This is a genomic window from Telmatospirillum sp. J64-1 (assembly GCF_006980715.1).
GTDB lineage: Bacteria > Pseudomonadota > Alphaproteobacteria > Rhodospirillales > Magnetospirillaceae > Oleiliquidispirillum > Oleiliquidispirillum nitrogeniifigens.
In genome coordinates this window covers 20,953-46,301 of the sequence record NZ_SBHN01000013.1, presented here as the reverse complement: position 1 = coordinate 46,301, position 25,349 = coordinate 20,953, and the positions used below count along the sequence as shown (strand labels likewise).

General features: G+C 66.5%; 19 protein-coding genes and 2 tRNA genes. 11 read left to right on the top strand and 10 right to left on the bottom strand.

Annotated features, from left to right (window positions below):
* The first annotated feature begins 270 nt into the window (after nucleotides 1–270).
* The 3 genes from EPD66_RS13345 to EPD66_RS13335 are packed head-to-tail and all read left to right on the top strand — an operon-like array spanning nucleotide 271 to nucleotide 4,517.
* The gene (locus tag EPD66_RS13345; protein ID WP_221930982.1) at nucleotides 271–2,187 is read left to right on the top strand and encodes an LTA synthase family protein; all 1,917 of its coding nucleotides are present in this window, start codon (nucleotides 271–273) and stop codon (nucleotides 2,185–2,187) included.
* A gap of 11 nt (nucleotides 2,188–2,198) precedes the next feature.
* Nucleotides 2,199–3,101 carry a diacylglycerol kinase family protein gene (locus EPD66_RS13340; protein ID WP_255448484.1) on the top strand — a complete coding sequence of 301 codons (903 nt, stop codon included), beginning with the start codon at nucleotides 2,199–2,201 and terminating at the stop codon, nucleotides 3,099–3,101.
* 24 nt (nucleotides 3,102–3,125) lie between these two features.
* The gene (locus EPD66_RS13335) at nucleotides 3,126–4,517 is read left to right on the top strand and encodes an amidase (RefSeq protein ID WP_142849009.1); all 1,392 of its coding nucleotides are present in this window, start codon (nucleotides 3,126–3,128) and stop codon (nucleotides 4,515–4,517) included.
* Between the two features lie 171 nt (nucleotides 4,518–4,688).
* On the opposite strand, the gene EPD66_RS13330 is transcribed toward EPD66_RS13335, so the two are convergent.
* The 3 genes from EPD66_RS13330 to EPD66_RS13320 all read right to left on the bottom strand — a co-directional run bounded on the left by EPD66_RS13330 (nucleotide 4,689) and on the right by EPD66_RS13320 (nucleotide 7,995).
* Nucleotides 4,689–4,970 carry an RNA-binding S4 domain-containing protein gene (locus tag EPD66_RS13330; RefSeq protein WP_142849008.1) on the bottom strand — a complete coding sequence of 94 codons (282 nt, stop codon included), beginning with the start codon at nucleotides 4,968–4,970 and terminating at the stop codon, nucleotides 4,689–4,691.
* Complete coding sequence (locus tag EPD66_RS13325; protein WP_142849007.1) at nucleotides 4,971–7,511, bottom strand: helicase-related protein; 2,541 nt, start codon at nucleotides 7,509–7,511, stop codon at nucleotides 4,971–4,973.
* Between the two features lie 124 nt (nucleotides 7,512–7,635).
* Complete coding sequence (locus EPD66_RS13320; protein ID WP_142849006.1) at nucleotides 7,636–7,995, bottom strand: HPF/RaiA family ribosome-associated protein; 360 nt, start codon at nucleotides 7,993–7,995, stop codon at nucleotides 7,636–7,638.
* A 269-nt stretch (nucleotides 7,996–8,264) separates the two neighbouring features.
* Here EPD66_RS13320 and htpG point away from each other — a divergent pair, with 269 nt between their 5' ends.
* Nucleotides 8,265–10,133 (top strand): molecular chaperone HtpG, encoded by a 1,869-nt coding sequence (gene htpG, locus EPD66_RS13315; RefSeq protein WP_142849005.1) that lies wholly within the window; start codon nucleotides 8,265–8,267, stop codon nucleotides 10,131–10,133.
* A gap of 552 nt (nucleotides 10,134–10,685) precedes the next feature.
* On the opposite strand, the gene EPD66_RS13310 is transcribed toward htpG, so the two are convergent.
* A complete protein-coding gene (locus EPD66_RS13310; RefSeq protein WP_142849004.1) occupies nucleotides 10,686–11,171 on the bottom strand; it encodes a metal-dependent hydrolase in 486 nt (161 codons plus the stop codon).
* An 83-nt stretch (nucleotides 11,172–11,254) separates the two neighbouring features.
* Nucleotides 11,255–12,274 (bottom strand): alpha/beta fold hydrolase, encoded by a 1,020-nt coding sequence (locus EPD66_RS13305; protein WP_185961408.1) that lies wholly within the window; start codon nucleotides 12,272–12,274, stop codon nucleotides 11,255–11,257.
* A 136-nt stretch (nucleotides 12,275–12,410) separates the two neighbouring features.
* Here EPD66_RS13305 and EPD66_RS13300 point away from each other — a divergent pair, with 136 nt between their 5' ends.
* From EPD66_RS13300 to EPD66_RS13280, 5 genes are all read left to right on the top strand, one after another.
* Entirely contained in the window at nucleotides 12,411–13,217 is an 807-nt protein-coding gene (locus tag EPD66_RS13300) for a thermonuclease family protein (RefSeq protein WP_255448483.1), read from the top strand.
* Between the two features lie 43 nt (nucleotides 13,218–13,260).
* Entirely contained in the window at nucleotides 13,261–14,250 is a 990-nt protein-coding gene (pip, locus tag EPD66_RS13295; protein ID WP_142849002.1) for a prolyl aminopeptidase, read from the top strand.
* Nucleotides 14,251–14,397: 147 nt separating this feature from the next.
* On the top strand, nucleotides 14,398–14,865 hold the full coding sequence (locus EPD66_RS13290) for a (2Fe-2S)-binding protein (protein WP_142849001.1): 468 nt from the start codon (nucleotides 14,398–14,400) through the stop codon (nucleotides 14,863–14,865).
* Between the two features lie 22 nt (nucleotides 14,866–14,887).
* Complete coding sequence (locus tag EPD66_RS13285) at nucleotides 14,888–15,685, top strand: xanthine dehydrogenase family protein subunit M (protein WP_142849000.1); 798 nt, start codon at nucleotides 14,888–14,890, stop codon at nucleotides 15,683–15,685.
* A gap of 73 nt (nucleotides 15,686–15,758) precedes the next feature.
* Entirely contained in the window at nucleotides 15,759–18,527 is a 2,769-nt protein-coding gene (locus tag EPD66_RS13280; RefSeq protein WP_142848999.1) for an ATP-binding protein, read from the top strand.
* Nucleotides 18,528–18,556: 29 nt separating this feature from the next.
* Here EPD66_RS13280 and EPD66_RS13275 read toward each other — a convergent pair.
* A tRNA-Asn gene (locus EPD66_RS13275) sits at nucleotides 18,557–18,632 on the bottom strand.
* 224 nt (nucleotides 18,633–18,856) lie between these two features.
* A tRNA-Arg gene (locus EPD66_RS13270) sits at nucleotides 18,857–18,933 on the bottom strand.
* Nucleotides 18,934–19,266: 333 nt separating this feature from the next.
* Between EPD66_RS13270 and rpoH the strand changes: the two genes are divergently transcribed.
* The gene (gene rpoH / locus EPD66_RS13265) at nucleotides 19,267–20,151 is read left to right on the top strand and encodes an RNA polymerase sigma factor RpoH (RefSeq protein ID WP_142848998.1); all 885 of its coding nucleotides are present in this window, start codon (nucleotides 19,267–19,269) and stop codon (nucleotides 20,149–20,151) included.
* 364 nt (nucleotides 20,152–20,515) lie between these two features.
* On the opposite strand, the gene EPD66_RS13260 is transcribed toward rpoH, so the two are convergent.
* The 3 genes from EPD66_RS13260 to EPD66_RS13250 form a co-directional block, all read right to left on the bottom strand.
* Nucleotides 20,516–21,244: a Bax inhibitor-1/YccA family protein gene (locus EPD66_RS13260; RefSeq protein ID WP_142848997.1), complete on the bottom strand. Its 729-nt coding sequence runs from the start codon at nucleotides 21,242–21,244 to the stop codon at nucleotides 20,516–20,518.
* Between the two features lie 114 nt (nucleotides 21,245–21,358).
* Nucleotides 21,359–23,893 (bottom strand): ABC transporter permease, encoded by a 2,535-nt coding sequence (locus EPD66_RS13255; RefSeq protein ID WP_142848996.1) that lies wholly within the window; start codon nucleotides 23,891–23,893, stop codon nucleotides 21,359–21,361.
* A complete protein-coding gene (locus EPD66_RS13250; RefSeq protein WP_255448482.1) occupies nucleotides 23,890–24,648 on the bottom strand; it encodes an ABC transporter ATP-binding protein in 759 nt (252 codons plus the stop codon). Before EPD66_RS13250 ends, EPD66_RS13255 begins: the two co-directional genes overlap by 4 nt.
* A 103-nt stretch (nucleotides 24,649–24,751) precedes the next feature.
* On the opposite strand from EPD66_RS13250, the gene EPD66_RS13245 reads away from it, so the two are divergent.
* Nucleotides 24,752–25,333, top strand: coding sequence for an arylesterase (locus EPD66_RS13245; protein WP_142848995.1), 582 nt, complete (start codon nucleotides 24,752–24,754; stop codon nucleotides 25,331–25,333).
* Nucleotides 25,334–25,349: the final 16 nt, after the last annotated feature.

The window sequence follows — 25,349 nt, the reverse complement described above, 5'->3', positions numbered from 1 at the left end:
GGGAGGCCGTATCTACCGTCTCCGTTAGCATTACCCCAGTGCTGTTCGGCACCGCCGTCTCCGAAACCTCTGGCCAGGCTGCGACCTCTGTCCGCAGCGTTCCCAATCGTAGAGGGAGCGTTGCGCCGAAGCAACCATCGTTCTGCCCAAAAGTGATGTCACGAAAGTGTAAGAATGTGGTGTAGGAGCGGTTGCTTTTATGACGATTCTGTTGCAATTCTCCGCCCGCCAATAACCACATGCGCGATTTATCCGCTGCAGGAAGCACCTATGGTAAAATACGGTCGCATGTTTCTTTTCCATTGGGGTCTGCCTTTGGCGGCTGTGGCGGCCTTGTATGGAATTTTCCAGTGGTTTGCAGAACGGAACCTGGGCGTCGCCCTGCGGCCCGAGGCCATTCCCGCCGATCTGACCCTGCATCTGATCCTGGCGGTGCTTCTCCGTGCGCTGTCGCGCAACCTGGCCGTCTTCCTGGTCCTGGCGACGGTGCTGATGGCACTGCTCCATCTGGGCAACCCCATGAAGATCGCCATTCTCGGCGGCCCCCTGATGCCCGACGACGCCGGTTCCCTGCCGACGCTGATGCTGCTGCTGGAAGGCGGCTGGCTGGTCCTGGGCTGGCTGGCCATCGCCGCGCTGACCCTGTCGCTGCTGGCCGCCATCACGCTGAAGCCCTGGCGGGCGCGCATCGCGGCCCTCGGCCTCGCCGGTGCCGTTGCGGCGATCACCCTGACGCCCCAGCCGCTGGTCGCGGCCATGGACAAGCGCTTCGGCAATATCGTCTGGGACCAGCACGGCAATTACATCCGGCGCGGCCCGCTGGTGCATATCCTCCAGGAAACGACGCGCCATGCCGCGCGGCGCGACGACCCGCCCCATCGCGGCCATGTCCTGGCGGCGTCGCAAAACCTGATGCCGTCCATGTACCCGGCCGCCCTGCCCGCCCCCGACGGCAAGGCCACGAAGAAGGCCGAAGCCTTCCCGCGCGCCGGGCGCAATGTCCATATGATCGTGCTCGAAAGCTTCTGGGATCCGTCGGTCCTGAAGAAGGCCGGCCTGTCCCAGGACCCCTTCGCCAAGGAGTTCCGTGCCCTGTGGGACGCCACCGGCAAGTCCCGTGCCCTGTCGCCGGTCTTCGGCGGCTATACCGCCAATGCCGAATTCGAAGCCTTGTGCGGCTTTCCTGTGACCGAGGATGCCGTCTTCTTCGAAGGCCGCCTGCGCAACGAAGTCCCCTGCCTGCCGCGCACCCTGGGCGGACTGGGCTACGAGACGGTCGCCTCCCATCCCAATGTCGCGGTGTTCTGGAACCGGGTGAACGCCTATAAGCGCATCGGCTTCGGCACCTATTGGTCGGCCAAGGACTTCCAGCTCGACGACATGAACGGCGAGTTCCTGGGCGACGCCTCGCTCTACCGCCAGGTCATGGAAAAGGTCGAGCCGATGCTCGATACCGGCACGCCCGTCTTCAACTACGTGCTGACCTTCTTCGGCCATCTGGACTATCCGCTGAACGACAACCGCCCGCCGGTCATCACCGCCAAGCATGGCGACCAGCGCCTGGCCCTCTATGCCAACACCGTCCATTACAAGACGCTGGAATTGATGGACCTGCTGAAGGACCTGCGCGCCCGCGACCCGGACGGCATCATCGTCATCTTCGGCGACCATCTGCCCTTCCTGGGGCCGAATTTCGAGAACTACACCCAATCCGGGGTCCTGGCCCGCAGCCGCAGCGAATTCACCGATAAGATGTTCGTCGAGGTCTCGGCCACGCCCCTGATCGTCATCGACGGGCGCCAGGGCCCGCTGCGCCTGGGCGACATGCCCATGTACCAGCTGCCCTCGCTGATCCTGGAATTGCTGGACCGGCCCGTCGCCACGCCCATGGACCTGACTCGCACCCCCAAGGACTTCCGCGTCCGTCCCCTGCCCGGCATGCATGTGGTCCAGGGTCCCGGGGGCGAAACGGCGGTCTGCCGGGGCGAGGAGCGCGATCCGGCGCTGTGCGAGATGTCCTCGGCCTGGCTGGACAATGTGCGGACCATCGGCACCGATCTGTTCTCGGGCCGCCAGCATGTGCTGCGCGAGAACATGCTGCCGCCCGTCGTCCCGGCACCGGAGCCCGTCCTGCCGCCCGGACCGCTGCAATCCTCCCTCACCTCGCCCAACGCCGCCGGCAGTTGAAGGAGACTCCCATGTCGCGCACCTCCTTCCGCCGGGTCCTCGTGGTCTTCAACCCCACCGCCGGACGCCGCCGGCGCAAGCGGCTCGATGCCGTCCTGGCGGGGCTGACCCGCCGGGGCTGCCGCGTCACCCTGCGCGAGACCACCTGCGCCGGGGACGCCGAACGCATCGGCCGCACCGTCTCCACCGCCGACTTCGACGTGGTGGCGGCGGCGGGCGGCGACGGCACCGTCAACGAACTGGCCAACGGCTTGGCCCAGGCCGAGGGAGCGGTGCCGCCCCTGGCCGTGATCCCCCTGGGGACGGCCAATGTGCTGGCCGCCGAGATCGGCCTGGACAATCCCGAGGACATCGCCGAGACCATCGCCTTCGGCCATGCGATGGCCATGCGGCCGGGCATGGTCAACGGCCGCCGCTTCCTGCTGATGGCCGGGATCGGCTTCGATTCCTGGGTGGTCGGCAAACTCCGCCCGCGCCTGAAGCGCCTGACCGGAAAACTGGCCTATGTCGCCGAGGCGCTGGTGCAAAGCCTCCGCTATCCCTTCCCCAACTTCCGCGTCACCGTGGACGGCCGCGAATATCGGGCGCGCGGAGTGGTGGCCTGCAAGGGACGTCTCTATGGCGGGCGCTTCATCCTCGCCCCCCGGGCGCGCCTGGACCAGCCCAGCTTCGAAATCTGCCTGCTGGCAGGCGGCGGCGTTCTCGACCAGATCCGCTACGGCATCGCCCTGGCCCTGGGACGCCTGAGCAAGCTTCCCGACGTCACCGTAGTCACCGGCCGTGAAGTGGTGGTGGAATGCGACTCCGCCCTGCCCATTCAATGCGACGGTGATATCCTTACCGCCCTGCCGGCCAATATCGTGCTGGCGGACAAGCCGCTATCGCTGCTGATGCCGGAAAAATCCGCGGCGTGAAGCGGGACGGGAAAGGGAGGAAAAATGGAAGAGCTGCTACGCCTTGATGCCCGCGCCGTGGCCGGGCTTCTGGCGAAAGGCGAGGTTTCGCCCAGGGAAGTGGTCGATCTGGCGGCGGCGCGGCACGAACAGGTGGACGATGCGGTGAACGCCCTGCCCACCCCCTGCTTCGACCGCGCCCGCAAGGCCGCCGCCAAGCCCCAGGCCGGGCCGCTTCACGGCCTGCCGGTGGCGATCAAGGACCTGACCGACGTGGCTGGTCTGCGCTGCACCCTGGGCTCGGCGGCCTTCGCCGAACGCATCGCCGATACCTCCGACATCGTGGTCCAGACCCTGGAATCGCGTGGCGGCATCGTCATCGGCAAGTCCAACACCCCCGAATTCGGCGCCGGGGCCCAGACCTTCAACGAGGTCTTCGGCGTCACCCGCAATCCCTGGAACACCGCGCTGACCCCCGGCGGCTCCTCGGGCGGATCGGCCGTCGCCGTCGCCACCGGCCAAGCCTGGTTGGCCCATGGCACCGATCTCGGCGGGTCGCTGCGGATCCCGGCGGCCTTCAGCGGCGTGGTCGGCCTGCGCCCCTCGCCGGGACGGGTCGCGCGCGGCCCCGATCCCCTTCCCTATTCGACACTGGACGTGCATGGCCCGCTGGCCCGCAGCGTCGGCGATGCGGCACTGATGCTCGACGCCATGAGCGGTGCGCATCCCTTCGACCCGCTCAGCCTGCCCCGTCCTGAACAACCCTTCACCGCCGCCGTTGATGCCCCCAGGGCGCCGCGCCGCATTGCCTGGTCGCCCGATCTGGGCGTGGCGCCGGTGGACCGCGAAATCAAGGAAGTCTGCGCCCGTGCCGTCGCCCGCTTCGCCGGGCTGGGCGTGGCGGTCGAGGAAGCGCATCCGGACCTGTCCGATGCCGAAACCATCTTCCAGACCCTGCGCGCGGCCCATTTCGCCATGCTTCATGCCCCGACGCTGGAACGGCAGCGCGACAAGCTGAAGCCCGAGGTGGTGTGGAATATCGAGAAGGGCCTGGCGCTGGATGCCGACACCATCGGCAAGGCGGAACGGGCGCGGGCGGCGCTGGTCTGGCGTTGCACCGATTTCTTCACCCGCTTCGACCTGCTGGCCTGCCCGGTGACGGTAGTGCCGCCTTTCGACGTCACCATGCGCTATCCCACCGAGGCCGGAGGCGTCGCCTTCGCCACCTATATCAGTTGGGTCGCGCCCACCTTCGCCATCACCCTGACCGGCTGCCCCGCCCTGTCCCTGCCCTGCGGCTTCACCCGCAACGGCCTGCCGGTCGGGCTGCAACTGATCGCGCCGCCACGCGGCGAAGCAGCCCTGCTGTCGGCGGCGGCCCTGCTGGAAGCGGAACTGGCGCTGCCGAAAGGCCCCATAGACGTCAAACAGGGATAGGGTTTCCGGGCTCTGCCCGACCCCGCCAAGGGCCTCGGGCTCCTGGACCTCATGGAATTTTCTTCGCCATGCCCGCGAAAGCGGGCATCCATGCCGCCACGCCTTCCGGACCTGATATGGCCTCCCGCTTCCGCGGGAGTGACGGAACCGGAAAGAAGCAGCTTGTTCCGCCTAATCCTCCCGCACCGGCACCGAGTCCAGTTCCTCGTAAAGCAGCTGGGCCTCGGGCGCCGGACCGCGTCTTTCGCCAAGCGCCAGCACCCGGACGCGGCGGCGCCGGCGGGGGCCTGCCGGGAATTCGACGATATCGCCGGTCTTCAGGCTTTGCGCCTTGCCGGCAGGGCGGTCGTTGAGGTGGATTTCGCCCTCCTCGCACAGGCTGGCGGCCAGGCTGCGGGATTTGCAGAAGCGCGCGAACCACAGCCATTTATCGATACGCAAAGTTTCGTTCATTCAAGACGACACCAGATGACGCAGCTTGGCAAAAGGCGAATCGGCAGGGTCGCGCGGGCGTTCCCGTCTTCTGCCCTTCTCGGGCCTGTTCTTTTGCGGCAGGTGCGCTTTCTTGCCGCGCGGGCCTTTCCGGGCGCTTTCGAACAGGATGCCGCCCTCCTCGCCCTTGACCTCGCGCCAGCCCAGCGCCTCCATCACGGCAGGCAGGTCTTCCGCCTTCAGGCCGATGGTGGACAGCAATTCGGGCGGCATCGCGAAGGGGCTCTGCCGCGCGCGCTGGCGGATTTCGGCGGCGAAGCGTTCCAGCATGTCCACCCGCACGGCCATCGGACCCAGCGGACGGAACCCCACCGCCTCGAGGAATCCCACCGGCCAGGAACGCGCATCCTGCAGCGACACGCGCCCGGGCGGCGGCGGCTCGATGGGAGCGATGCCGCGATGAACGCACCATAGCAAGGCGCGCATCGCCTGGGCGTTGGGCTTGAGCATGCCGGGCAGGAAGATGCTTTCCACCCCCAGGCGTATATCCAGCCGCGCCAGGGCCTTGCGCTCTTCGGCGGACAGGGCGGAGACCTGCTGTTCGGCGGGTCGGCGGGGCAGCGAGCCGAGGGCCTCGCTCATTTGGAAGACTAGGCCGCGCGCGGGGCCGGTCAGTTCCGCCTCGCGCGCCCGGAACAGGGGCCGCAATTGGGTGCGGATGGCCCCGGCCACCCAGCTTTCCAGGCGCTGGCCGACGGCTTCGCGGGCGGCATGGTCGAGCAGATCGACCGACAGGGGTTCGACCACCGGGCGCAGCAAATCGGCCCCGGCGGCCAGCCGCGCCACCGGCTCGTCCCGCCATAGCAGGATGCCTTCCGAGGTCAGGGCGAAGGCCTCGTCCGGTTCGGCGGCAAGGCGGCGGGCGCGGGCGGCGATCTCGCTTTTCAGCGCCCGGCTGGCGGCGGCGGCCACGGCGCGGGTACCCGAGACGCTTTCGCTACGGTCGGCGACGAAATGGAAGCCGGACAAACGACCGACGAACTGGCCTTCCACCAGCACCTCGCCCTGCTTGCTGACCGCCGACAGCAATTCCTCGCCTTCCTTCAGGCGGCGCACCAGCACCGCCGTGCGGCGATCGACGAAACGCTGGGTCAGGCGCTCGTGCAGGGCATCGGAGAGATGATCCTCGATGGTCCGCGTGCGTTCCTGCCAATGCACCGGATCGGCCACCCAGTCGCCGCGATGGGACACGAAGGTCCAGGTGCGGATATTGGCGATGCGCCCGATGATGGTTTCGATATCGCCGTCGGTGCGGTCCAGCCGCTTGACGTGGTTGTCCAGCCAGTCGGCGGGCAGGAAGCCGCTGCCCGAGGTAAGGTGACGGTAGATCTGGCCCAGCAGCCTGGTGTGGTTCTCCGCCATCACCTTTCGGAAATCGGGAATCTGGCAGACCTCCCACAGCAGGCGCACGCGGTTCGGCTTATCCGCCACCTTCAGGATCTCGGCATCCCGCGCCAGGGCGGCCAGGGCCAGATGATCGTCCGCCTCCCGCGCGCGGATCAGGCCCGGCTCCTGGGGCGGGCGGCCGAGGGAATGCAGCAGGGCCTCGACCGAAGCGAAACGCAGCTCGGGATTGCGCCAGAACAGGCCCTTCAGCGCCGGGAATTCGTGATTTTCCACCGCTTCGACGATTTCCGGCTCGATGCCCCCGGCATCGCCGGTGGTGCCGAAGGTGCCGTCATTCATATGGCGTCCGGCGCGCCCGGCGATCTGGCCGATTTCCGAGGCATTGAGGTCGCGGGGCTGGCGGCCGTCGAATTTGCGCAGGCTGGCGAAGGCGACATGGTCCACATCCATGTTCAGCCCCATGCCGATGGCATCCGTCGCCACCAGGTAATCCACCTCGCCCGCCTGATACATGCCGACCTGGGCATTGCGGGTGCGCGGGCTCAAAGCGCCCAGCACCACGGCGGCGCCGCCGCGCTGGCGGCGGATCAGCTCGGCCATGGTATAGACGTCGGAGGCCGAGAAGGCGACCACGGCCGAACGCGGCGGCAGCCGGGTCAGCTTGCGCGGACCGCTATATTCCAGCTGGGAAAAGCGCGGGCGGCTCATGAATTCGACGCCCGGCACCAGGCGCCGCACCAGCGGCTTGATGGTCTCGGCGCCCAGGAACATGGTCTCGGTCTCGCCGCGCGCGTAAAGCAGGCGGTCGGTGAAGACATGGCCCCGGTCGGGATCGGCGCAAAGCTGGATCTCGTCCACCGCCAGGAAGGACACGCGGCGGTCCAGCGGCATGCTTTCCACGGTGCAGACGAAATAGGACGGACGCGGCGGGACGATCTTTTCCTCGCCGGTCAGCAGGGCCACCGCCTGCGGTCCTTTGATGCGGACGATCCGCTCGTAATTCTCGCGCGCCAGCAGGCGCAACGGAAAGCCGATCATGCCGCTGGCATGACCCAACATCCTTTCGAGAGCCAGATGGGTCTTGCCGGTATTCGTGGGCCCCAGGACGGCGATGACACGTCCGGATTCGGCACCAGTCGGACGAAGAGTATTCATAAGCAGAAGATCGGCCCTGGCCGAAGTGAATGCAAGCACGGCGAGGCGGAGCCACAGGCCCACCGATACAAAAAAGGCGCCGCCATTGCTGGCGGCGCCGTCTTTCGGAGAGAATGGGAAGAGCCTAGCCGGCGGCTTGGGCCTTGAACTTGGGACCGCCGCGCTGGCGCTCGACATATTCCTTCACCTGACGCTCCATGGCCTGGAAGACGTCGCGCAGGCAGACATAGATGTCTTCATGGGCATGCGGGTCCTTGGGATCGCGGCGCACCACCAGTTCCTGGCCGGGCACGGTCACGTCCAGGCGGATATGGAAGGGCTGGTGCTCGGTGCTGCCATTCTTGTGCGTGCATTCGATCACCACGCGGCAACTGGTGATACGGTCGCATAATTGTTCAAGCTTCTGGACCTTGCTGCGGATGCGTTCCTCGACCGCGTCAGAATGGTCGACGCCATGGAAGGTGATCTGCAAGGGAATCTGCATCGGCTTGCTCCTCACTCGGGCCGGCAGGATTCGTTGCCGCTCCGGCCTGTTTTTGGTACCGCACGGAAGCGCATCTCAGGCGCCCCGCTTCACGAATCCGGTTATTGATTCATAGCCTTTCGGGGGCGCCCCGGCAATGGAAACCGGAAGGAAAAAAGGGAATTGGCACCTAATCCCTCAGGGTCTTGCGTGTAAGCGCCCTTTGCCTCATATCAGGCCGATGCCATGGATGGCTCATCCCAGGAACAGTTTCACCGAAGGTTGCGGAAATGGCCCAGGAGACCCTGAACTTCCAGGCGGAAGTCTCAAAGCTGCTCGAGATCGTCGTCCACTCGCTCTACAGCAACAAGGAAATCTTCCTGCGCGAGCTTGTATCCAATGCGTCCGACGCCTGCGACAAGCTGCGCTATGCGGCGCTGACCCAGCCCGAACTGGTGGAGGGCGACAGCGACTACAAGATTCGCCTGATCCCCGACAAGCAGGCCCGCACCCTGACCATCGCCGATAACGGCATCGGCATGAACAAGGCCGACCTGGTCGAGAATCTGGGCACCATCGCGCGTTCGGGCACGGCCAATTTCCTGTCCCAGCTTTCCGGCGATGCCAAGAAGGACGTCACCCTGATCGGCCAGTTCGGCGTCGGCTTCTATTCCGCCTTCATGGTCGCCGACAAGGTCGAGGTCATCACCCGCAAGGCCGGCGAGAGCGAAGGCTGGCGCTGGACCTCGGACGGGCGCGGCGCCTTCACCATCGCGGAAGACGAATCGGCCGGACGCGGCGCCCGGATCGTGCTGCATCTGCGCGACGGCGAGGACGAATTCCTGGAAAGCCAGCGCCTGCGCCATATCGTCAAGACCTATTCCGACCATATCGCCCTGCCGGTGCTGCTGGTCGAGGAAGAGGGCAAGGAAGAACGCCTCAATGCCGCCTCGGCCCTGTGGACGCGCAGCAAGTCGGAAGTCACCCCCGAGCAGTACCGCGAATTCTACCACCATGTCGCCCATGCCTTCGACGAGCCCTGGCTGACCCTGCATTACAAGGCCGAAGGCGCCATCGAATATACCGGGCTGCTGTTCATCCCCAGCCACAAGCCCTTCGACCTGTTCCATCCCGACCGCAAGCAGCATGTGAAGCTGTATGTGAAGCGGGTCTTCATCACCGACGACTGCGCCGATTTGCTGCCGCCCTACCTGCGCTTCCTGCGCGGGGTGGTGGACAGCCAGGACCTGCCGCTGAACATCAGCCGCGAGATGCTGCAGCACAATCCCGTGCTGGCCAAGATCCGTACCGGCTTGGTCAAGCGCGTGCTGTCTGAGCTGAAGAAGCGGGCCGAGGATGAAAACGGCAATTACGACGCCTTCTGGAACGAGTTCGGCGCCGTGCTGAAGGAGGGCCTCTACGAGGAACGCGAGCGCCGCGACGAGATCCTGCCGCTCTGCCGCTTCCGCAGCACCAAGGGCGATGGCCTGGTCAGCCTGAAACAATATGTCGAGCGCATGAAGCCCGGCCAGGAGGCCATCTACACCATCACCGGCGACGATCCGGTGGCCCTGCGCAAGAGCCCGCAGCTCGAAGGCTTCCTGGCGCGCGACGTCGAAGTGCTGCTGCTGACCGATCCCATCGACGAATTCTGGGTCTCGGCGGTGGGCAGCTTCGAGGACAAGCCCTTCCGCTCGGTCGCCCAGGCCGGCACCGATCTCGGCGCCATCGCCAAGGAAGAGAAGGAAGGCGAGACGCCCGAGCCCGAAGCCGCCCCGGCCAAGGACATGGACACGCTGATCGCCGCGCTGAAACTGGCCCTGGGGGAACAGGTGAAGGATGTGCGCCCCTCGGAACGACTGACCGAGAGCGCCGTCTGCCTCGTCTCCGATCAGGGCGAGATGAGCCTGCATCTGGAACGCCTGCTGCGCCAGCACCAGCAACTGGGTCAGGGCGCGCCGCGCATCCTGGAAATCAACCCACGCCATGCCCTGATCCGCCGCCTGGCCGAGAAGGCCGGAAGCGAGGGCGCCGGGGGGATCGAGGACGCGGCGCATCTGCTGCTCGACCAGGCGCGCATCCTGGAAGGCGAAACCCTGCCCGATCCGGCGGCCTTCGCCCGCCGCATGGCCGCCGCCCTGGAGAAAGGACTGGCCTGACGGAAAGCCCCCGTCAACGGCAAAGGGCGCCGGTCCTCACCGGCGCCCTTTTTCTGTCTTGGGCTGTTCTGCAAGAGGCAGAAAGTCCCTACGGCATCAACCTGGCACGTGCGTCGTCGAGGACCGCACGCAGGCTTTCGGGCGCGATGCCGTCGCTATCCAGCAGGCGCTGCATGATGGGATCGTTGAGAAGTTCGTTCAATGTCGGCTCTTCGCTGCCGGCATAGCGAGCCCCGTCCACGGCACGAGACCCGGAGGAACGACGAAGCGGATTCATGGAAGCCCGGCGGGCGGGCCTGAACTGAGAGGCACCTGTACCCATGGCGCAACCCTTCCCTTCTACGTGGAATGTCAGGAGATTTCTTTTTCTTGGACGTCCCGCATTATAGGACTGCGGAACGCCGGAAAGCAATAAACTTTCCCCTTTTGTCCATATTGGGTAATATTTTTATTATACTCATTCTAAAGGCATAGCATGCTGCCAGCCTCATAAGGCTACTTAAGCAGCCCCGCCGCTCAGGCAAGAGAAACTTTGTTACCGCTGGATGAAGGTTAATTCGGCAGCAGGGCTTCGACCGGAACGCCTGCCGCCCAGGCCGCCCCGGCGGCCACGGCCGTCACGATGCCGTATTCGGCCGCACTGCCGGTGCGGCAGAGATTGAGAGTGAAGCGGCGGCGCGAGGGCCAGAGATAGGGCACACCCGAAGGGGTGCAGGTATCGGCCGCGAGATGGGACAGATAGCCCACCACCAGCGGCGTCGCCATCGCCTCCATGCCCATCCACAGCACGGCCAGCAAACAAGCCAGGGTCGCCAGCAGGGAATGGGTCACGCCGCGATGGCCCACCAGGGCCGCCAAGGGAACCGAAATCAGCCGGAACTTGCGCCCGGCCCAGGATTGCGGATGGTCGATATCGGGCAGCAATGCCCCGAACACCGCCAGGGCAATCCCCTGCGGGTCGAGCGGGTCCATGCCCGCCGCAGCGGCGACCAGCACCCAGCTTGCGCCGCCGACGACCATGTGGGATTTCGCCATCATTGGCTGCGCTCTCCTCCAGAAGGGCGCCCTTCTAGCCTGCCGGCCTCACGGAAAGCAAGCGGCAGACCGGCCTTTCACGATTTTCACAGATCATGCATCCAGCGGATGATGCGCGGCCAGAGGCGGCGCTGGGCGCTGGCTCCCACCAGCATGCCGACATGGCGCAGGCCGACACCGTGATCGCCTTCATATTCCTCGCAGCGGTCCGGAGACAGGCCGAGGATCGAGGAGGGAGGAACGATGGTGCCGACCGGGTCCACCACCGAGAACAGCGGCACCGACAAACGCGGCCGGGCCAGCCGCCCGCCCAGGACCAGCCGCCCGCGATGGAACAGGTCGCGGCGATAGAGCAGTTCCATGACCTCGCGGAACAGGCGGACGGGCATGGCGAATTCGTCCATGCTCCAGCGCATCACCTGCATATGCAGCCGCATGGCCGGGGGATCCGCGAGGCTGGCGGCCCAATCGGCCATGCGCCACCAGATGAATTCCTCGGGCGAGGCGGTGGCGGCGGCCATGTTGAGCATCCGCCCCGGCACCCGTTCCAGGCCCGCAGTCACGATCCCCGCCGGCGGCGAGGAGGCGACGAGCGTGCCCAGCGGCCCGGCGGCGGGACCGAAGCGCACCGGCCCGGCCACCAGGACCACCCCGCGCAGGCATTGGGGATACAGCGCGGCGAAGATGGCGGCGAAGGTGCCGCCCAGGCTGTGGCCGACGATTGCCGGCCAGTCCCCCGTCTCGGCACGGATGGCCTCGGCACAGGCCAGAGGGACATCGCAGGCATGCCAAGCCAGGCCGGCTTGGTTGATCCGTTCGTCCTCGATCCATTCCAGCAGCAGCACCCGGCAGCCGTTTTCCAAGCAGCGGCGCACCACGCTGGCCCGCTCGTTCAGGTCCCAGATATAGGCCCGCTTGATGGGCGCGGGCAGCAGCAGCACGGGCGGCCCCTCGCCGCCATGGTCGAGCAGGCGAAAGCCGGGCCCTTCCAGCATCCGGCGCGACGGCGTGCGCAACGGACCATGGCCCAAGCGCTCCAGCGCCTCGCCCTGCATCCGGCGCCAATCGTCGCTCTTGGCCCAGTCCTTGGCGTCCAGGTTGTACAAACTCGCACCTCCCTGCTTGATTATGCTCGGCTTTGAACGGAACCGCGCGCTTCCCGTAGAGGTAGAGGCCTTTCTTTTTGCTCTCCCCCCTGCCGCGCTTACATTAAGACATGCCTTGAGGAGGTAAGGAGGGTTCATGCGGAAGTTACTGGCGGCGAACGGAAAATTACCTGCCGGAGTGATGGCGCTGCTGGTCCTGCTGCTGCCCGTCCTGGCCGAGGCCTCCCCGCGCGAGGCGCTGACGCCGGGTCCCTCGGCGCGGGTGGTCGAAGTCGTGGACGGCGACACGGTGCGGCTGGAGGACGGCAGCCAGGTACGGCTGGTCGGCCTGCAGGCGCCGAAGCTGCCCCTGGGACGGCGCAATTTCCCCACTTGGCCGCTGGCCGAGGAGTCCAAGCGCGCCTTGGAAGAGATGGTGCAGGGGCGGATCGTCGAACTGCGCCATGGCGGCGCGCCAAAGGACCGGCATGGCCGCCATCTCGCCCATCTCTTCCGCGAGGACGGGCTGTGGGTGCAGGGCGAGATGCTGCGCCAGGGCATGGCGCGGGTCTATACCTTCCCCGACAACCGCTCCGTCGTGCCCGAGATGCTGGCGCGCGAGGCCGAGGCACGGGCGGCAAGGCGCGGCATCTGGGGCCACGATTTCTATGCAGTGCGCAGCCCCGACGGACTGGACGGCCTGATCGACAGCTATCAACTGGTCGAAGGCCGGGTGGTCGAGGCGACGCGGGTCGGCAACCAGGTCTTCCTGAATTTCAGCAAGGACTGGCGCGGGGAGTTCAGCCTGCGCCTGGACCGCGCGGCCCTGGCCCTGTTCCGCCAGGCGGGCATCGACCCGCTGGCCTTGCAGGGACGGGAAATCCGGGTACGCGGCTGGCTGAAATCCCATAACGGCCCGCGCATTGAGGTCAGCCATCCCGAGCAGATCGAAATCCTGTCGTGATCGCGGCCCTTGCCGCCGGCGCAAGCGGCGCTAATATCCAGACATGGCCCCCGATCAACGCAGCCCCTTCTTGAAGGCGCAGGACCTTTTCCCCCCTCTCGAACCCTATGAGCGCGGCATGCTGGACGTTTCCGGCGGCCATAGCCTGTACTGGGAGCAATCCGGCAATGCCCAGGGCGTGGCGGCGCTGTTCCTGCATGGCGGGCCGGGAGCCGGGGCCTCGCCCGTCTTCCGCCGTTTCTTCGACCCCCGCCACTGGCGGGTGGTGCTGTTCGACCAGCGCGGCGCCGGGCGCTCGGTCCCCAAGGCCGGGATCGAGGCCAACACCACCGCCGACCTGGTGGCCGATATCGAGGCCCTGCGCCGCCATCTGGGCATCGAGCGCTGGCTGGTCTTCGGCGGTTCCTGGGGCAGCACGCTGGCGCTGGCCTATGGCATCGCCCATCCCGAACGCTGCCTCGGCTTCGTGCTGCGCGGGGTCTTCCTGTTCCGCCGCGCCGAGGTAGAATGGTTCCTCTACCGCATGGGCCAGATCTTCCCCGAGGCCGGTCGCCGCTTCCTCGAATTCCTGCCCGCGGAAGAGCGGGGCGATCCGCTGGACGCCTATCACCGCCGGCTGATCCATCCCGACCGCGACGTTCATCTGCCCGCCGCACTGTCCTGGTGCGCCTATGAAGAGGCCTGCTCGCGCCTGCTGCCGCCGCCGGAAACGGCGGGACGCCCGGCCAGCAGCGGACGGGCGGGCGAGGACGCCCTGGCCATGGCGCGGCTGGAGGCCCATTACATGATGCATGGCGGCTTCCTGGAGGAAGGCGAGCTGCTGCGCGGCATTTCCGTGCTGAAGGACCATCCCGCCGTCATCGTGCAGGGCCGCTACGACGTGGTCTGCCCGCCCGCCACCGCCTACGAACTAGCCCAGGCCTGGCCGAGCTGCCGCCTGACGATGATCCCCGATGCCGGTCATTCCGCCATGGAGCCTCCGCTGCGCCGCGCCCTGATCCAGGCGACCCAGGATTTCCGCCATCTGCGCTGAGTAGCCGAAGGACGGGAGATGCTTACGCGGGGGTTGAAGCCCCTTCGCGCTTCTCCCATCTCATCTGCTGGATCAGAGCCGCGCAGCCGCCCGCAGCGAAGCGCGGGATGCTCTCGCATGACGCGGGACGGATACGGGAAATTTCCGATGGCACATGCCCTGTCGATGATCGTCAATGGCCGCGAAGTGAATGCCCATGTGGAGGCGCGGACCCTGCTGGTCGACTTCCTGCGCGACCACCTCGGCCTGACCGGCACCCATGTCGGCTGCGACACCAGCCAGTGCGGCGCCTGCGTGGTCCAGATCAACGGCTTGTCGGTCAAGGCCTGCACGGTCCTGGCCATGCAGGCGGACGGCGCGGATGTGACGACCATCGAAGGCCTGGCCGAGGGTGAGACGCTGCATCCCATGCAGCAGGCCTTCCAAGACCATCACGGACTGCAATGCGGCTTCTGCACGCCCGGCATGGTCATGAGCGCGCTGGACATCGTGCGCCGACACCCCGATCCTAGCGAAGCCCAGATCCGCGATGGCCTGAAGGGCAATTTCTGCCGCTGCACCGGCTATGGCAGCATCGTCGAAGCCGTGCAGGCGGGAGCCAAGGCCATGCGTTGACCTCTCACCCCGGGGGTGGCCGATGTATGATTTCGCCTATCACCGTCCATGCAGCCTGAAGGACGCCCTGGCGCTGCTGGCCGAATCGCCCGAGGCCCGGCCGCTGGCCGGGGGGCAGACCCTGCTGCCGGTCATGAAGCAACGCCTGGCCGCGCCCAGCGCCCTGGTGGACCTTTCCGGCGTCCCCGAATTGCGCGGCATCGACCTCTCGCCCCAGGCCGTCACCATCGGCGCCCTGACCACCCATGCCGAGATCGCCGAATCCGCCGAAGTGACCCAGGCCATCCCCGCCCTGTCGGCCATGGCCGCCAAGATCGGCGACCAGCAGGTGCGGCATCGCGGCACGCTGGGCGGCTCCATCGCCAATAACGACCCCGCCGCCGATTATCCCGCCGCCCTGCTGGGACTGGACGCGGTGGTGGTGACCGACCGGCGCGAGATCGCCGCCGCCGATTTCTTCATCGACATCCTGGAAACCGCCCTGCAACCGGGCGAGCTGGTGGTCGCGGTGCGCTTCCCCATTCCCCGGACCGCCGCCTATGCCCGCATGGACCAGCCCGCTTCGCGCTTCGCCCTGGTCGGAGTCTTCGTCGGCGTGATGCAGGACGGCGGGGTGCGCGTCGCAGTCACCGGGGCCGGTCCCTGCGTCTTCCGCCAGGGCGAGATGGAAACCAGCCTGACCCATTCCTTCCGCCCGGAAGCCCTGGCCGGGCTGGATATCGCCGCCGAGGGCCTCAATTCCGACCTGCACGGCTCGCCCGAATACCGCGCCCATCTGATCGGCGTGCTGGCCCGCCGGGCCGTCGTCGCCTGCCTCTGAAGGGGACTTGCTTGGCGCGGACGCGCGAAAAAGGATAGGATGCGGCAGCTTCTACAGCTTTTGGCCGTGAGCCATGCGTCTTGTACGGCGGGTTGCCTCCTCCTTCCTTCTCCTGTTCGCCTGGCTCTGTTCGGAAAACACCGCCCTTGCCGACGCGCCGCCCCGCGCCGTGGCCGGGATACTGGACCTGCGCGAGTGGGACTTCGAGACGCAGCGCAGCCTGCCCTTGCGGGGGGAATGGGAATTCCACTGGCAGCGCTGGGCCGCCGACCTGCCGCCCGACCCCGGCCCTTCCTTCCTGTCGTTGCCGCGCATGTGGAACGGCGCCGTCATCGACGGCCAGACCTTAGGCGGGCAAGGCTATGGCACCTTCCGCCTGCGGGTGCTGCTGCCCGGCAATATGCCCCCGGCCCTGGGGCTGCTGCTGCCCGACATCAATTCCGCCTATCGCCTGTTCGCCAATGACAGCCTGATCGACTCACGCGGCCAGGTGGGGGAGCGCCGCGCGGAATCCTGGCCGGAAACCGTGCGCAGCGTCGTCATCCTGCCCGCCGCCGGGCCGCAGCTCGACCTGGTCCTGGAAGTCGCCAATTACCATCATTTCGAAGGTGGGCCGGGGCTGGCCCTCGAACTGGGACAGCCGAAGGACCTGGCGATCGGCCTGGAGCGCCGCCGGGCGGTCTATTGGGTGGCGCTGGGGGCGATGCTGCTGATCGCCCTGTTCCAGCTGACCTTCCATCTGCGCATCGGCAGGGGCTCGGAATTCGCTCCCTTCCTGCTGCTGTCGCTGCTGGCCGCCATGCGCACGGCCATGAACGGGCAGCTCTACGTGGTCTTCGGCGACGGCTTCCGCGCCGATCTGTGGCACCTGCCGGGAAGCTATCATCCCTTCTTCCTGTTTTCCGGCCTCTATCTCCTGATCCTGCGCCGCCTGTTCCCGCGCGAGATTCCGTCCCTTGCGGTGACCGTCGCCATGGTCCTGTCCGTCGGCACCTCGCTGTTCGCCCTGATCGTGCCGCCGGAAACCTATACCCTGCTGCGCGAGCCCATGCAGGGCGTGGTCTTCTCTTCCCTGCTGCTGGGCCTGGTGGGGCTGGCCCTGGCCTGGCACCGGGGGCGCGTCGCCGCCCTGCCGGTGCTGCTGGGCACTATCGCCCTGACCGCTGCGGCGCTGCACGATTCCCTGCTCTATCAGCGCCTGCTGCAGGGGGTGGACATGGTCCCGCTGGGCTTCGCGCTGTTCATCCTGGGCCATGCCGCCGCCTTGGGCCTGCGTCACCAGCGCCAGGTCTCCTCCCTGTCGCGCAGCCTGGAGGCCGCCAACCGCGACCTGGAAGAGAAGGTGACCGAGCTGGGGCAACTGAAGAACGCGCTGGAGATCGAGGTGCGCGAGCGGAGCGCCGCGCTGGAAAAGGCCAAGGCCGCCAACACGCAATTCCTGGCCATGATCGGCCACGAGATCCGCACCCCCCTGCATGGCTGGGCGGGCGTGACGGAATTGCTGGAAGCCACGCCTCTGAACGAGAAACAGCGCCGCCTCGTGCGCCTGCTGCGCCTGACCGGAGAGCATCTGGGCGGGCTGATGGGCAACATCCTCGATGCCTCCCGCCTCGAAGCCGGAAAGATGGAGCTGGACCTCGTGCCCTTCCAGCTACACGACCTGGTCGAGGGGGTGGCGGCGGTCGGCCGGGGCCGGATCGAGGCCCTGGGCCGCCCGGTCCGGCTGCTGCTGCGCCTGTCCCCGGGGCTGCCGGGAAAGGTGGTCGGCGACAGCGGCGCCCTGCGCCAGGTGCTGTTCAACCTGCTCGATAATGCTGCCAAATTCACCACCCAGGGGCATGTCCGCCTGGAGGTCTCGGCCAAGCCCGAGATCGAGGCGGGGCGGCGGCTGGTCACCTTCGAGGTCAGCGATACCGGCTGCGGCATTCCCCCCGAGAAGCAGGAGGATATCTTCGGCGCCTTCGTGCAGGTGGATGCCTCGACCCGGCGCCTGCATGGCGGCTCGGGGCTGGGCCTGTCCATCTGCCGTCGGCTGGTCGAGCTGATGGGCGGCAATATCGTCCTGGAAAGCAGCCCAGGCCGGGGCAGCCGCTTCATCATCACCTTGCCGCTGGTGGTACTCGACGATCAGCGCCCGCAACCGGCGCCCGGACAGACGCATATCCTGGTGGCCGACGACACCGAGCTGAACCGGGTGGTGCTGCGCGAATTCCTGGCCGAGCGTCCGATCACTGTACAAGAGGCCTCGGACGGCACGCAGGCCGTGGCCCTGGCGGCCTCCGAGAATTTCGACCTGATCCTGATGGACATGCGCATGCCCGGCATCGACGGCTTCGAGGCCACGCGCATGATCCGCGACAACGAACGCCGCCATGGCCGCCGCCCGGTGCCGATCCTGGCCCTGACCGCCGGTGCCTCGGCCGAGGAACGCGCCGCCGCCCGCGCCGCCGGGGTCAACGATTTCATCGCCAAGCCGGTGGCCCGCGAAGCCCTGTTCGCCCGCCTGGAGCCCCATCTGGCGGCGGCCCATGCCGCCCTTCCCGCCGATTCCCCGCCGCCGGGTCTGGACCCCGCCCTGGCGGCGCTGTTTCCGCGTTTCCTGACGGAAGCCACCGCCGATATCGTCAGCCTGCGCAGAAGCCTGGCGGCGGAGGACCGGCACCAGCTGGCCGAACTCGCCCATCGTCTGCGCGGCAAGGCCGCGCTTTTCGCCGATCCCGCGATGACCGTCCTGCTGGCCCAGCTGGAAAGCGCAGCCGCCACCGCCAGCCCCGCCGACTTGGCGGACATGCTGGATCAGGTGGAGCAAAAGCTCGCCGAACTCACGCCCGCCGGGGCGTAAGGACAGGATTTCCGAAGAGGGGGGAGAATTGGCTCCGGCGGTTGGACTCGAACCAACGACCGAGCGGTTAACAGCCGCTTGCTCTACCGACTGAGCTACACCGGAGCAGTGTGGGACCGGCCTTATACAAAAGCTGGCAAAGAGCGTCAACAGCCTTTGACGGGGCTTATGACCTTTTCCTTCCGCGCCGCCAAGGCGGCAGGCTGTAATCGACCAAAACGATTAAAACATTTGTAATAATCGATTGGACTGGAAAGCTCCTCATGCCCCATTCTTGCTTCCGGGGTCAGAGTCCCGAGGAATGGAACGGGCCCTGGCGAAGGGAAGGATGGTGCGCCCGACTGGATTCGAACCAGTGGCCCCAGGATTAGGAATCCTGTGCTCTATCCTGCTGAGCTACGGGCGCGCCGGGATAGGGAAGAAATTTATATAGCATGGGTATGCGCCTGCGTCAGGGGGAAATGCGTCGAACAAAACGCGCCCGGACACCCCCGCCTATCGATATAGACCTCTTGCCCCCACACGCAATCGAATAGGCCAAACACACCGATGGATGTGGGTCTAAGTACCAGAAAGTCTTATATATTTTTGGGGGATTGCATCTTGATTGTTCGCTGGACGTTCCCATATTAAAGGAGCCAACTCCCCCCAAGGGCAATAACAAAAACAGCAGGTGCCGGCTTGTTTGCAACCGGCGCCAAGGTTGGCGACGCCTATCCATGAAGAGGAGAGAAACCGTATGTCTATGATGATGACCGTGACTCCGGCGAGCGGAATGGCGCGCTACCTTCAGGACGTGCGCCGTTATCCGATGCTGGACGCCGACCAGGAACTCGAACTGGCCATGCGCTGGCGGGATTCCCGCGATCCCGAAGCCGCCCGTCTGCTGGTGGGAAGCCATCTGCGTCTGGTGGTCAAGATCGCCAAGGGCTTCCGTGGCTACGGCCTGCCCATCGAGGATCTGATCGCCGAGGGCAATGTGGGCCTGATGCAGGCGGTCGAACGTTTCGACCCCGATCGCGGCTTCCGTCTGGCGACCTATGCGCTGTGGTGGATCCGCGCCATGATCCAGGAACATATCCTGCATTCCTGGTCGCTGGTGAAGATGGGGACCACCGCCTCGCAGAAGAAGCTGTTCTTCAACCTGCGCAGCGCCAAGGCCCGCCTGAACGAGCTGGAAAACGGCGACCTGTCGCCGGAAACCGTGGCCGAAATCGCCCGCGACCTCGATGTCTCGGAAGAAGACGTGGTGGCCATGAACCGTCGCATCGGCGGCGACCGCTCGCTCAACGTGCCCCTCTCGGCCGACGAACCCGGCGGCGAATGGCAGGACTTCCTGATGGACGACCGCGAAAACCAGGAAGAATTGCTGGGCAACAGCGAGCATCGCGACTGGCAGCGGAGCCTGGTGGCCGAAGCCATGGCGAAGCTGAACGACCGCGAACGCACCATCCTGTCCGAGCGCCGCTTCCTCGAAGAGCCGCCGACCCTGGAAGAACTGGGCAAGCGTTACGGCGTCTCGCGCGAACGTGTGCGCCAGATCGAGGAAAAGGCCTTCGACAAGCTGAAGCGCATGGTCGGTGACCTGCTGAACTCGGACAAGAACAAGCTCGCCATGGCCTGATCATGCACTCCACCAAAAGCAGCCCTCCTGCCTCGGACCAGAGGCAGGAGGGCTTTTTCATGTCCGCAAGGCGCTAGATCGTGATGCCCTTAATGTGGATCACGGCCTGCAAAGCGGCCATGCTTCGAGACGGCCCTGCGGGCCTCCTCAGCATGAGGTTTAGCATGCTGAGAGATTTGCCTCACGCTGAGGAGCCGCGAAGCGGCGTCTCGAAGCGTGGGGCGGGCACGGCGAGGACTGGGAGGAAGCCGGACGGTAAGGCGTGTCATAGGCATGAAACTCTCGTCTTGTCCGCCTTCGCCCAAGACAAAGAAAAAGGCCGGAGATTGCTCCCCGGCCTTTCGATGTCCGTCGCCCGGAAGGCTTAGCGGCGTTCGCCGATCAGCCTCATCAGCATGATGAAGAGGTTGATGAAGTCCAGGTACAGGGCCAGCGCGCCCATGATGGCCTTCTTGCCGGCGGTGTCGGCGTCGTCGCCTTCGTAATAGGCTTCCTTGATCTTTTGGGTGTCATAGGCGGTCAGACCGGTGAAGATCAGCACGCCCACCACGGACACCAGGAAGTGCAGCATGGTGCTCTGCAGGAAGATGTTGACCACCATGGCGATCAGCATGCCGATCAGGCCCATGAACAGGAAGGAGCCGAAGCCGCTGAGATCGCGCTTGGTGGTGTAGCCGTAAAGGCTCATCGCGCCGAAAGTGGCCGCCGTGATGAAGAAGACGCGGGCGATGCTTTCAGCCGTATAGGCCATGAAGATCGCGGCCAGCGATACGCCCATCAGCGCGGCATAGCCCCAGAACACCGCCATGGCGGTGCTGGCCTTCATCTTGTGAACGCCGAAGCTGAGCAGCAGGACCAGGCCGATGGGGGCCAGGAAGGCGATCCATCCCAGGCCGGTCAAACCGCCGGTCGGCTGGAAGAACAGCATCTGGATGGCCGGCACGGTCGCCACGACCCAAGCCAGGATACCGGTCAGGGCGAGGCCCGAAGCCATGTAGTTGTAGACGCGGAGCATATGCTCCCGCAGGCCTACATCAAGATGAGCAGCTTCCGCTTGGCTGCTGCTCATATATTTACGAGTGTTGAACGCCATGTCGAAGTCCCTCGGTCTGGACGGACGAATTGTTTCGGGCAGGATATGGCACAAAACCAGAGGGAATCAATAGAACCACTTCAATAGTGGGTTTCCCGCTTCTTGCCCTGTCCGTCACTCGTTGCGCAGATAAGGTGCCACCTTGGCACCCAGCGCCTTCCAGGTGCCGGCGAAGCCTACCACCATGGTTGCCAGCATGCACGCAACAATCGTCCACAAGGCGACGTCGGGCAACAGGACCCAGTTCAACCGTAGGACATGGACGGAGACCGCCCAGGCGGCGATGGCGCCGATGATCCCGGCGACAAGGCCGGTGGCCGCACCCAACAGGCCGTATTCCAGCAGGAAGGCGCGCCACAGATCGGCCCGGGTCACCCCCACCACCTTCAGCACCACGGCCTCGTAGACGCGGCGGCGATGGGTGGCGGCGACGGCGCCCGACAGGACCAGGGCCCCGGCCAGCAGAGTGATTCCGGCGGCGGCGCGGATGGCGATGCTGGAATCCTCCATCATCTGCGACACCTGCTCCAGGGCTTCGCGGACGCGGATGGCCGAGACATTGGGCATGGCCTGGGTCACCGCGCGTTCGACGGCGGTTTCCGCCTCGGGCTCGGCCTGGACGGTGGCGATATAGGTATAGGGCGCGCCGGCCAGGGTGTGGGGCGTCAGCACGAAGGAGAAATTCATCGCCAGGCTGGACCAGTCCACCTCGCGCAGGCTGGCGATGGTGACGGTGATCGGCCGCCCGAGGATGCTGAGCGTGATCGTGTCTCCGACGCCGATGCCGAAGCCGCGCGCGATATCGGCGGTCAGCGAGGCCAAAGGCGGCCCCTGGTAATCCGCATCCCACCATTGCCCGGCCACCAGGCGGCTATCCGCCGGCTGCTGCTCGGCCGCCGTGATGCCGCGATCGCCGCGGATCGCCCATTCCACCGAGGGATCGACCGTCACCTCGTCCACCGGCCGCCCGGCGATATGGGTGATATGGCCGCGAATAGTCGGCGCCATCTTGACCTCGCCCGCCCCCGGCACGGAGGACACGGCCTGACGGAAGGCCTCGGCCTGGTTGCGCTGGATGTCGATGAAGAAATAGGCCGGGGCGCGGGCCGGCATGTCCTGGTCGATCTGGCGGGTCAGGTTGCCTTCGATCAGGGCGATGGCGACCAGCACCGTCACCCCCAGGCCCAGCGACAGCACGACGCTGGCCGTCGGCGCCCCCGGCCGATGCAGATTGCCCAGGGCCAGCCGCATGCGCGGCGTGCCGCTGCGCTCGGCCCGGGTCTGAGACAGGCGGCGGGCCAAGCCGATGACGAGACCGGCCGCGCCCTGGAAGACCACCAGGGCCAGCAGCGACCCCAGCACGAACCACGCCGCCAGCATCGGCCGCTCGGCGGTGATCACGGCCAGGCCGGACAGGGCCAGCCCAGCGGCGAGGATGGAAACGACGGTCGGCAGGCGCGGACGCAACCGGCCATGGACGATGGTGTCGCGGAACAGGCTGGCGGCCGGAATCTCCCGGGCGCGCGCCAAGGGCCACAGGGTGAAGGCCAGGGCGGTCAGGGCGCCGAAGACGCCCGCCAGCAGCAAGGGCCCGCCATAGACCCCGATCCGGGCGTCCAGCGGCAAGCGGTCCCCGGCCAACAGGATCGCCAGCGGCGGCAAGGCCGCGCCGACCGCCAGGCCGATGGCGATGCCCAGCAGGGCGAGCACGGCGATCTGCGCGAAATAGACGGCGAAGATCATCCGCCCCTCGGCCCCCACCGTCTTCAGGATGGCGATGGTCCGCACCCGGCCTTCGATGAAGGATTTGACCGCATTGGCGACGCCGATCCCGCCCACCAGCAACGAAGTCAGCCCGACCAGGGTCAGGAAGACGGTCATGTTGTCGAGGAAACGGCGGATGCCCGGCGCCGCTTCTTCCAGCGTGCGCACGCGCCATCCGGCCCGGGGGAATTCCGCCTCGAGCTGGTCGACGAAAGCGGCGGCCTGCACCGTCGGCGGCAGGCGGACGCGGTAGACGTAATGGATCATGCTGCCGGGCTGGAGCAGCCCGGTCTCGGCCATCGCCGCGCTCTCGACCATGACGCGCGGGCCGAAGCTGAGCATGGCGGCCACGCGGTCGGGCTCGTGCTCGATCACCCCGCGCAATTCGAAATCGGCATCGCCCAGGGTCAGGCGGTCGCCGATCTCCAGTCCCAGCCGGTCGAGCAGGTTGCGGTCGGCCACCGCGCCCCACAGGCCGTTGCGCTGCCCCAGGGCCTCGTCCACGCCCATTTCGGGCGACAGCCGCAATTCCCCGTAGAGGGGATAAGGGCCGTCAATGCCCTTCAGCTCGACCAGGGTGCGGGCTCCCTCGGCTCCTCCTGCGGCCATGGCGCGCATTTCGATGAGGCTCGACAGATCGCCGCGCTCTTCCAGCCAGGCCACCTGTTCCGGGCTGGCCTCGCTATGGGTCAGGCGCATGGAGACATCGCCGCCCAGCAGCGCGCGGGCATCCTGCTCCAGGGCACTGCGCAGCGAGGCGTTGAGCGAACCGGCGGCAGCGATGGCGGCGACGCCGATCGCCAGGCAGGCCAGGAAGATGCGGAAGCCTTTCAGCCCGCCGCGCAATTCGCGCCGGGCCAGGCGCAGGGCGAGAGGCATGGTCATGGGCGGCGGATCGGCACGACGCGTTCGTCGCCGGACTCGGCGCTGCGCCTGCGGTCGTTGCGCTCGTCGCTGGCGATCACGCCGTCCTGCACCCGGATCATGCGGTCGCAGCGCGCCGCCAAGGCGGGATCATGCGTGATCAGCAGCAGCGTCGTGTTGGTTTCCGCATGCAGCTTGAACAGCAATTCGATGATGGACTGGCCGGTCTTGCCGTCCAGATTGCCCGTCGGCTCGTCGGCCAGCAGCAGCTTGGGCCGGGCGGCGAAGGCGCGGGCCAGCGCCACGCGCTGCTGCTCGCCCCCGGACAGCTGGCCGGGATAATGGCTCAGGCGATGGCCCAGCCCCACCGCGTCGAGCTGCGCCCGCGCCCGCTCGAAGGCATCGGAGCGGCCGGCGAATTCCAGCGGCAGGGCCACGTTCTCCAGCGCCGTCATGGTCGGGACCAGATGAAAGGACTGGAAGACGATGCCCACATTCTCGCGCCGGAACAGGGCCAGTTGGTCCTCGTTCATGGCCCCCAGATCCTGCCCGCCGACCAGCACCTTGCCGCCGGTGGGACGTTCCAGCCCGGCCATCACCATCATCATGGTCGACTTGCCCGAACCGGACGGCCCCACAACCCCAACGGTCTCACCCTCAGGGATAGCAAGATTCATGCCGCGCAAGATGTTGACCTCGCCCGCCAAGCTCGCCAGCTTAAGATGCACGTCTTCAAGGACGATCATGGGTTCGCTGGCGGGAGTTACAGTTGTCATGCGGGTTTCTTTTCTCGGTTACGCCGCTCGTAAGACAGGAGCAAGGCTTGGGCGGGCTCTCTGGGGATATGGTCTAGTCCTGTGCCTTGTCAACTTTGGCTTGATGGCTCCCGCCTCAGCCGAAACGTTACGACTTCTGGCTCTGGGCGATAGCCTGACGGCGGGGTACAACCTGCCGGCCGGTCAGGGCTTCGTCCCCCGCCTGGAACAGGCGCTGCGCGAAAGCGGCTATGACGTCGAGGTCATCGACGGCGGCGTGTCCGGCGACACCTCCGCCGGCGGGCTGGCACGGCTGGACTGGATGCTCGGCGAGCATGTGGATGCCGCCATCGTCGAGCTGGGCGCCAATGACGGCCTGCGCGGCCTCGACCCTGCGGAAACCTACCGCAACCTGGACGCCATCATCACCCAGCTGCACGACCGCAATATCAAGGTCATGCTGGCCGGCATGTACGCCCCGCCCAATCTGGGCCGGCAATATGGCGAAGACTTCCGCGCCACCTTCACCCGGCTGGCCGAGGAACACGACATCGTCTTCTATCCCTTCTTCCTGGAAGGGGTAGCCATGCAGCCGGAACTCAACCTGGCCGACGGCATTCACCCCAACGAAGCGGGAATCAATATCATCGTGGAAAGCATCCTGCCCTATGTTAAAGAATTACTCGACAGGGTGAAGGTGTCCTAACCCATGCCGCGAGGAA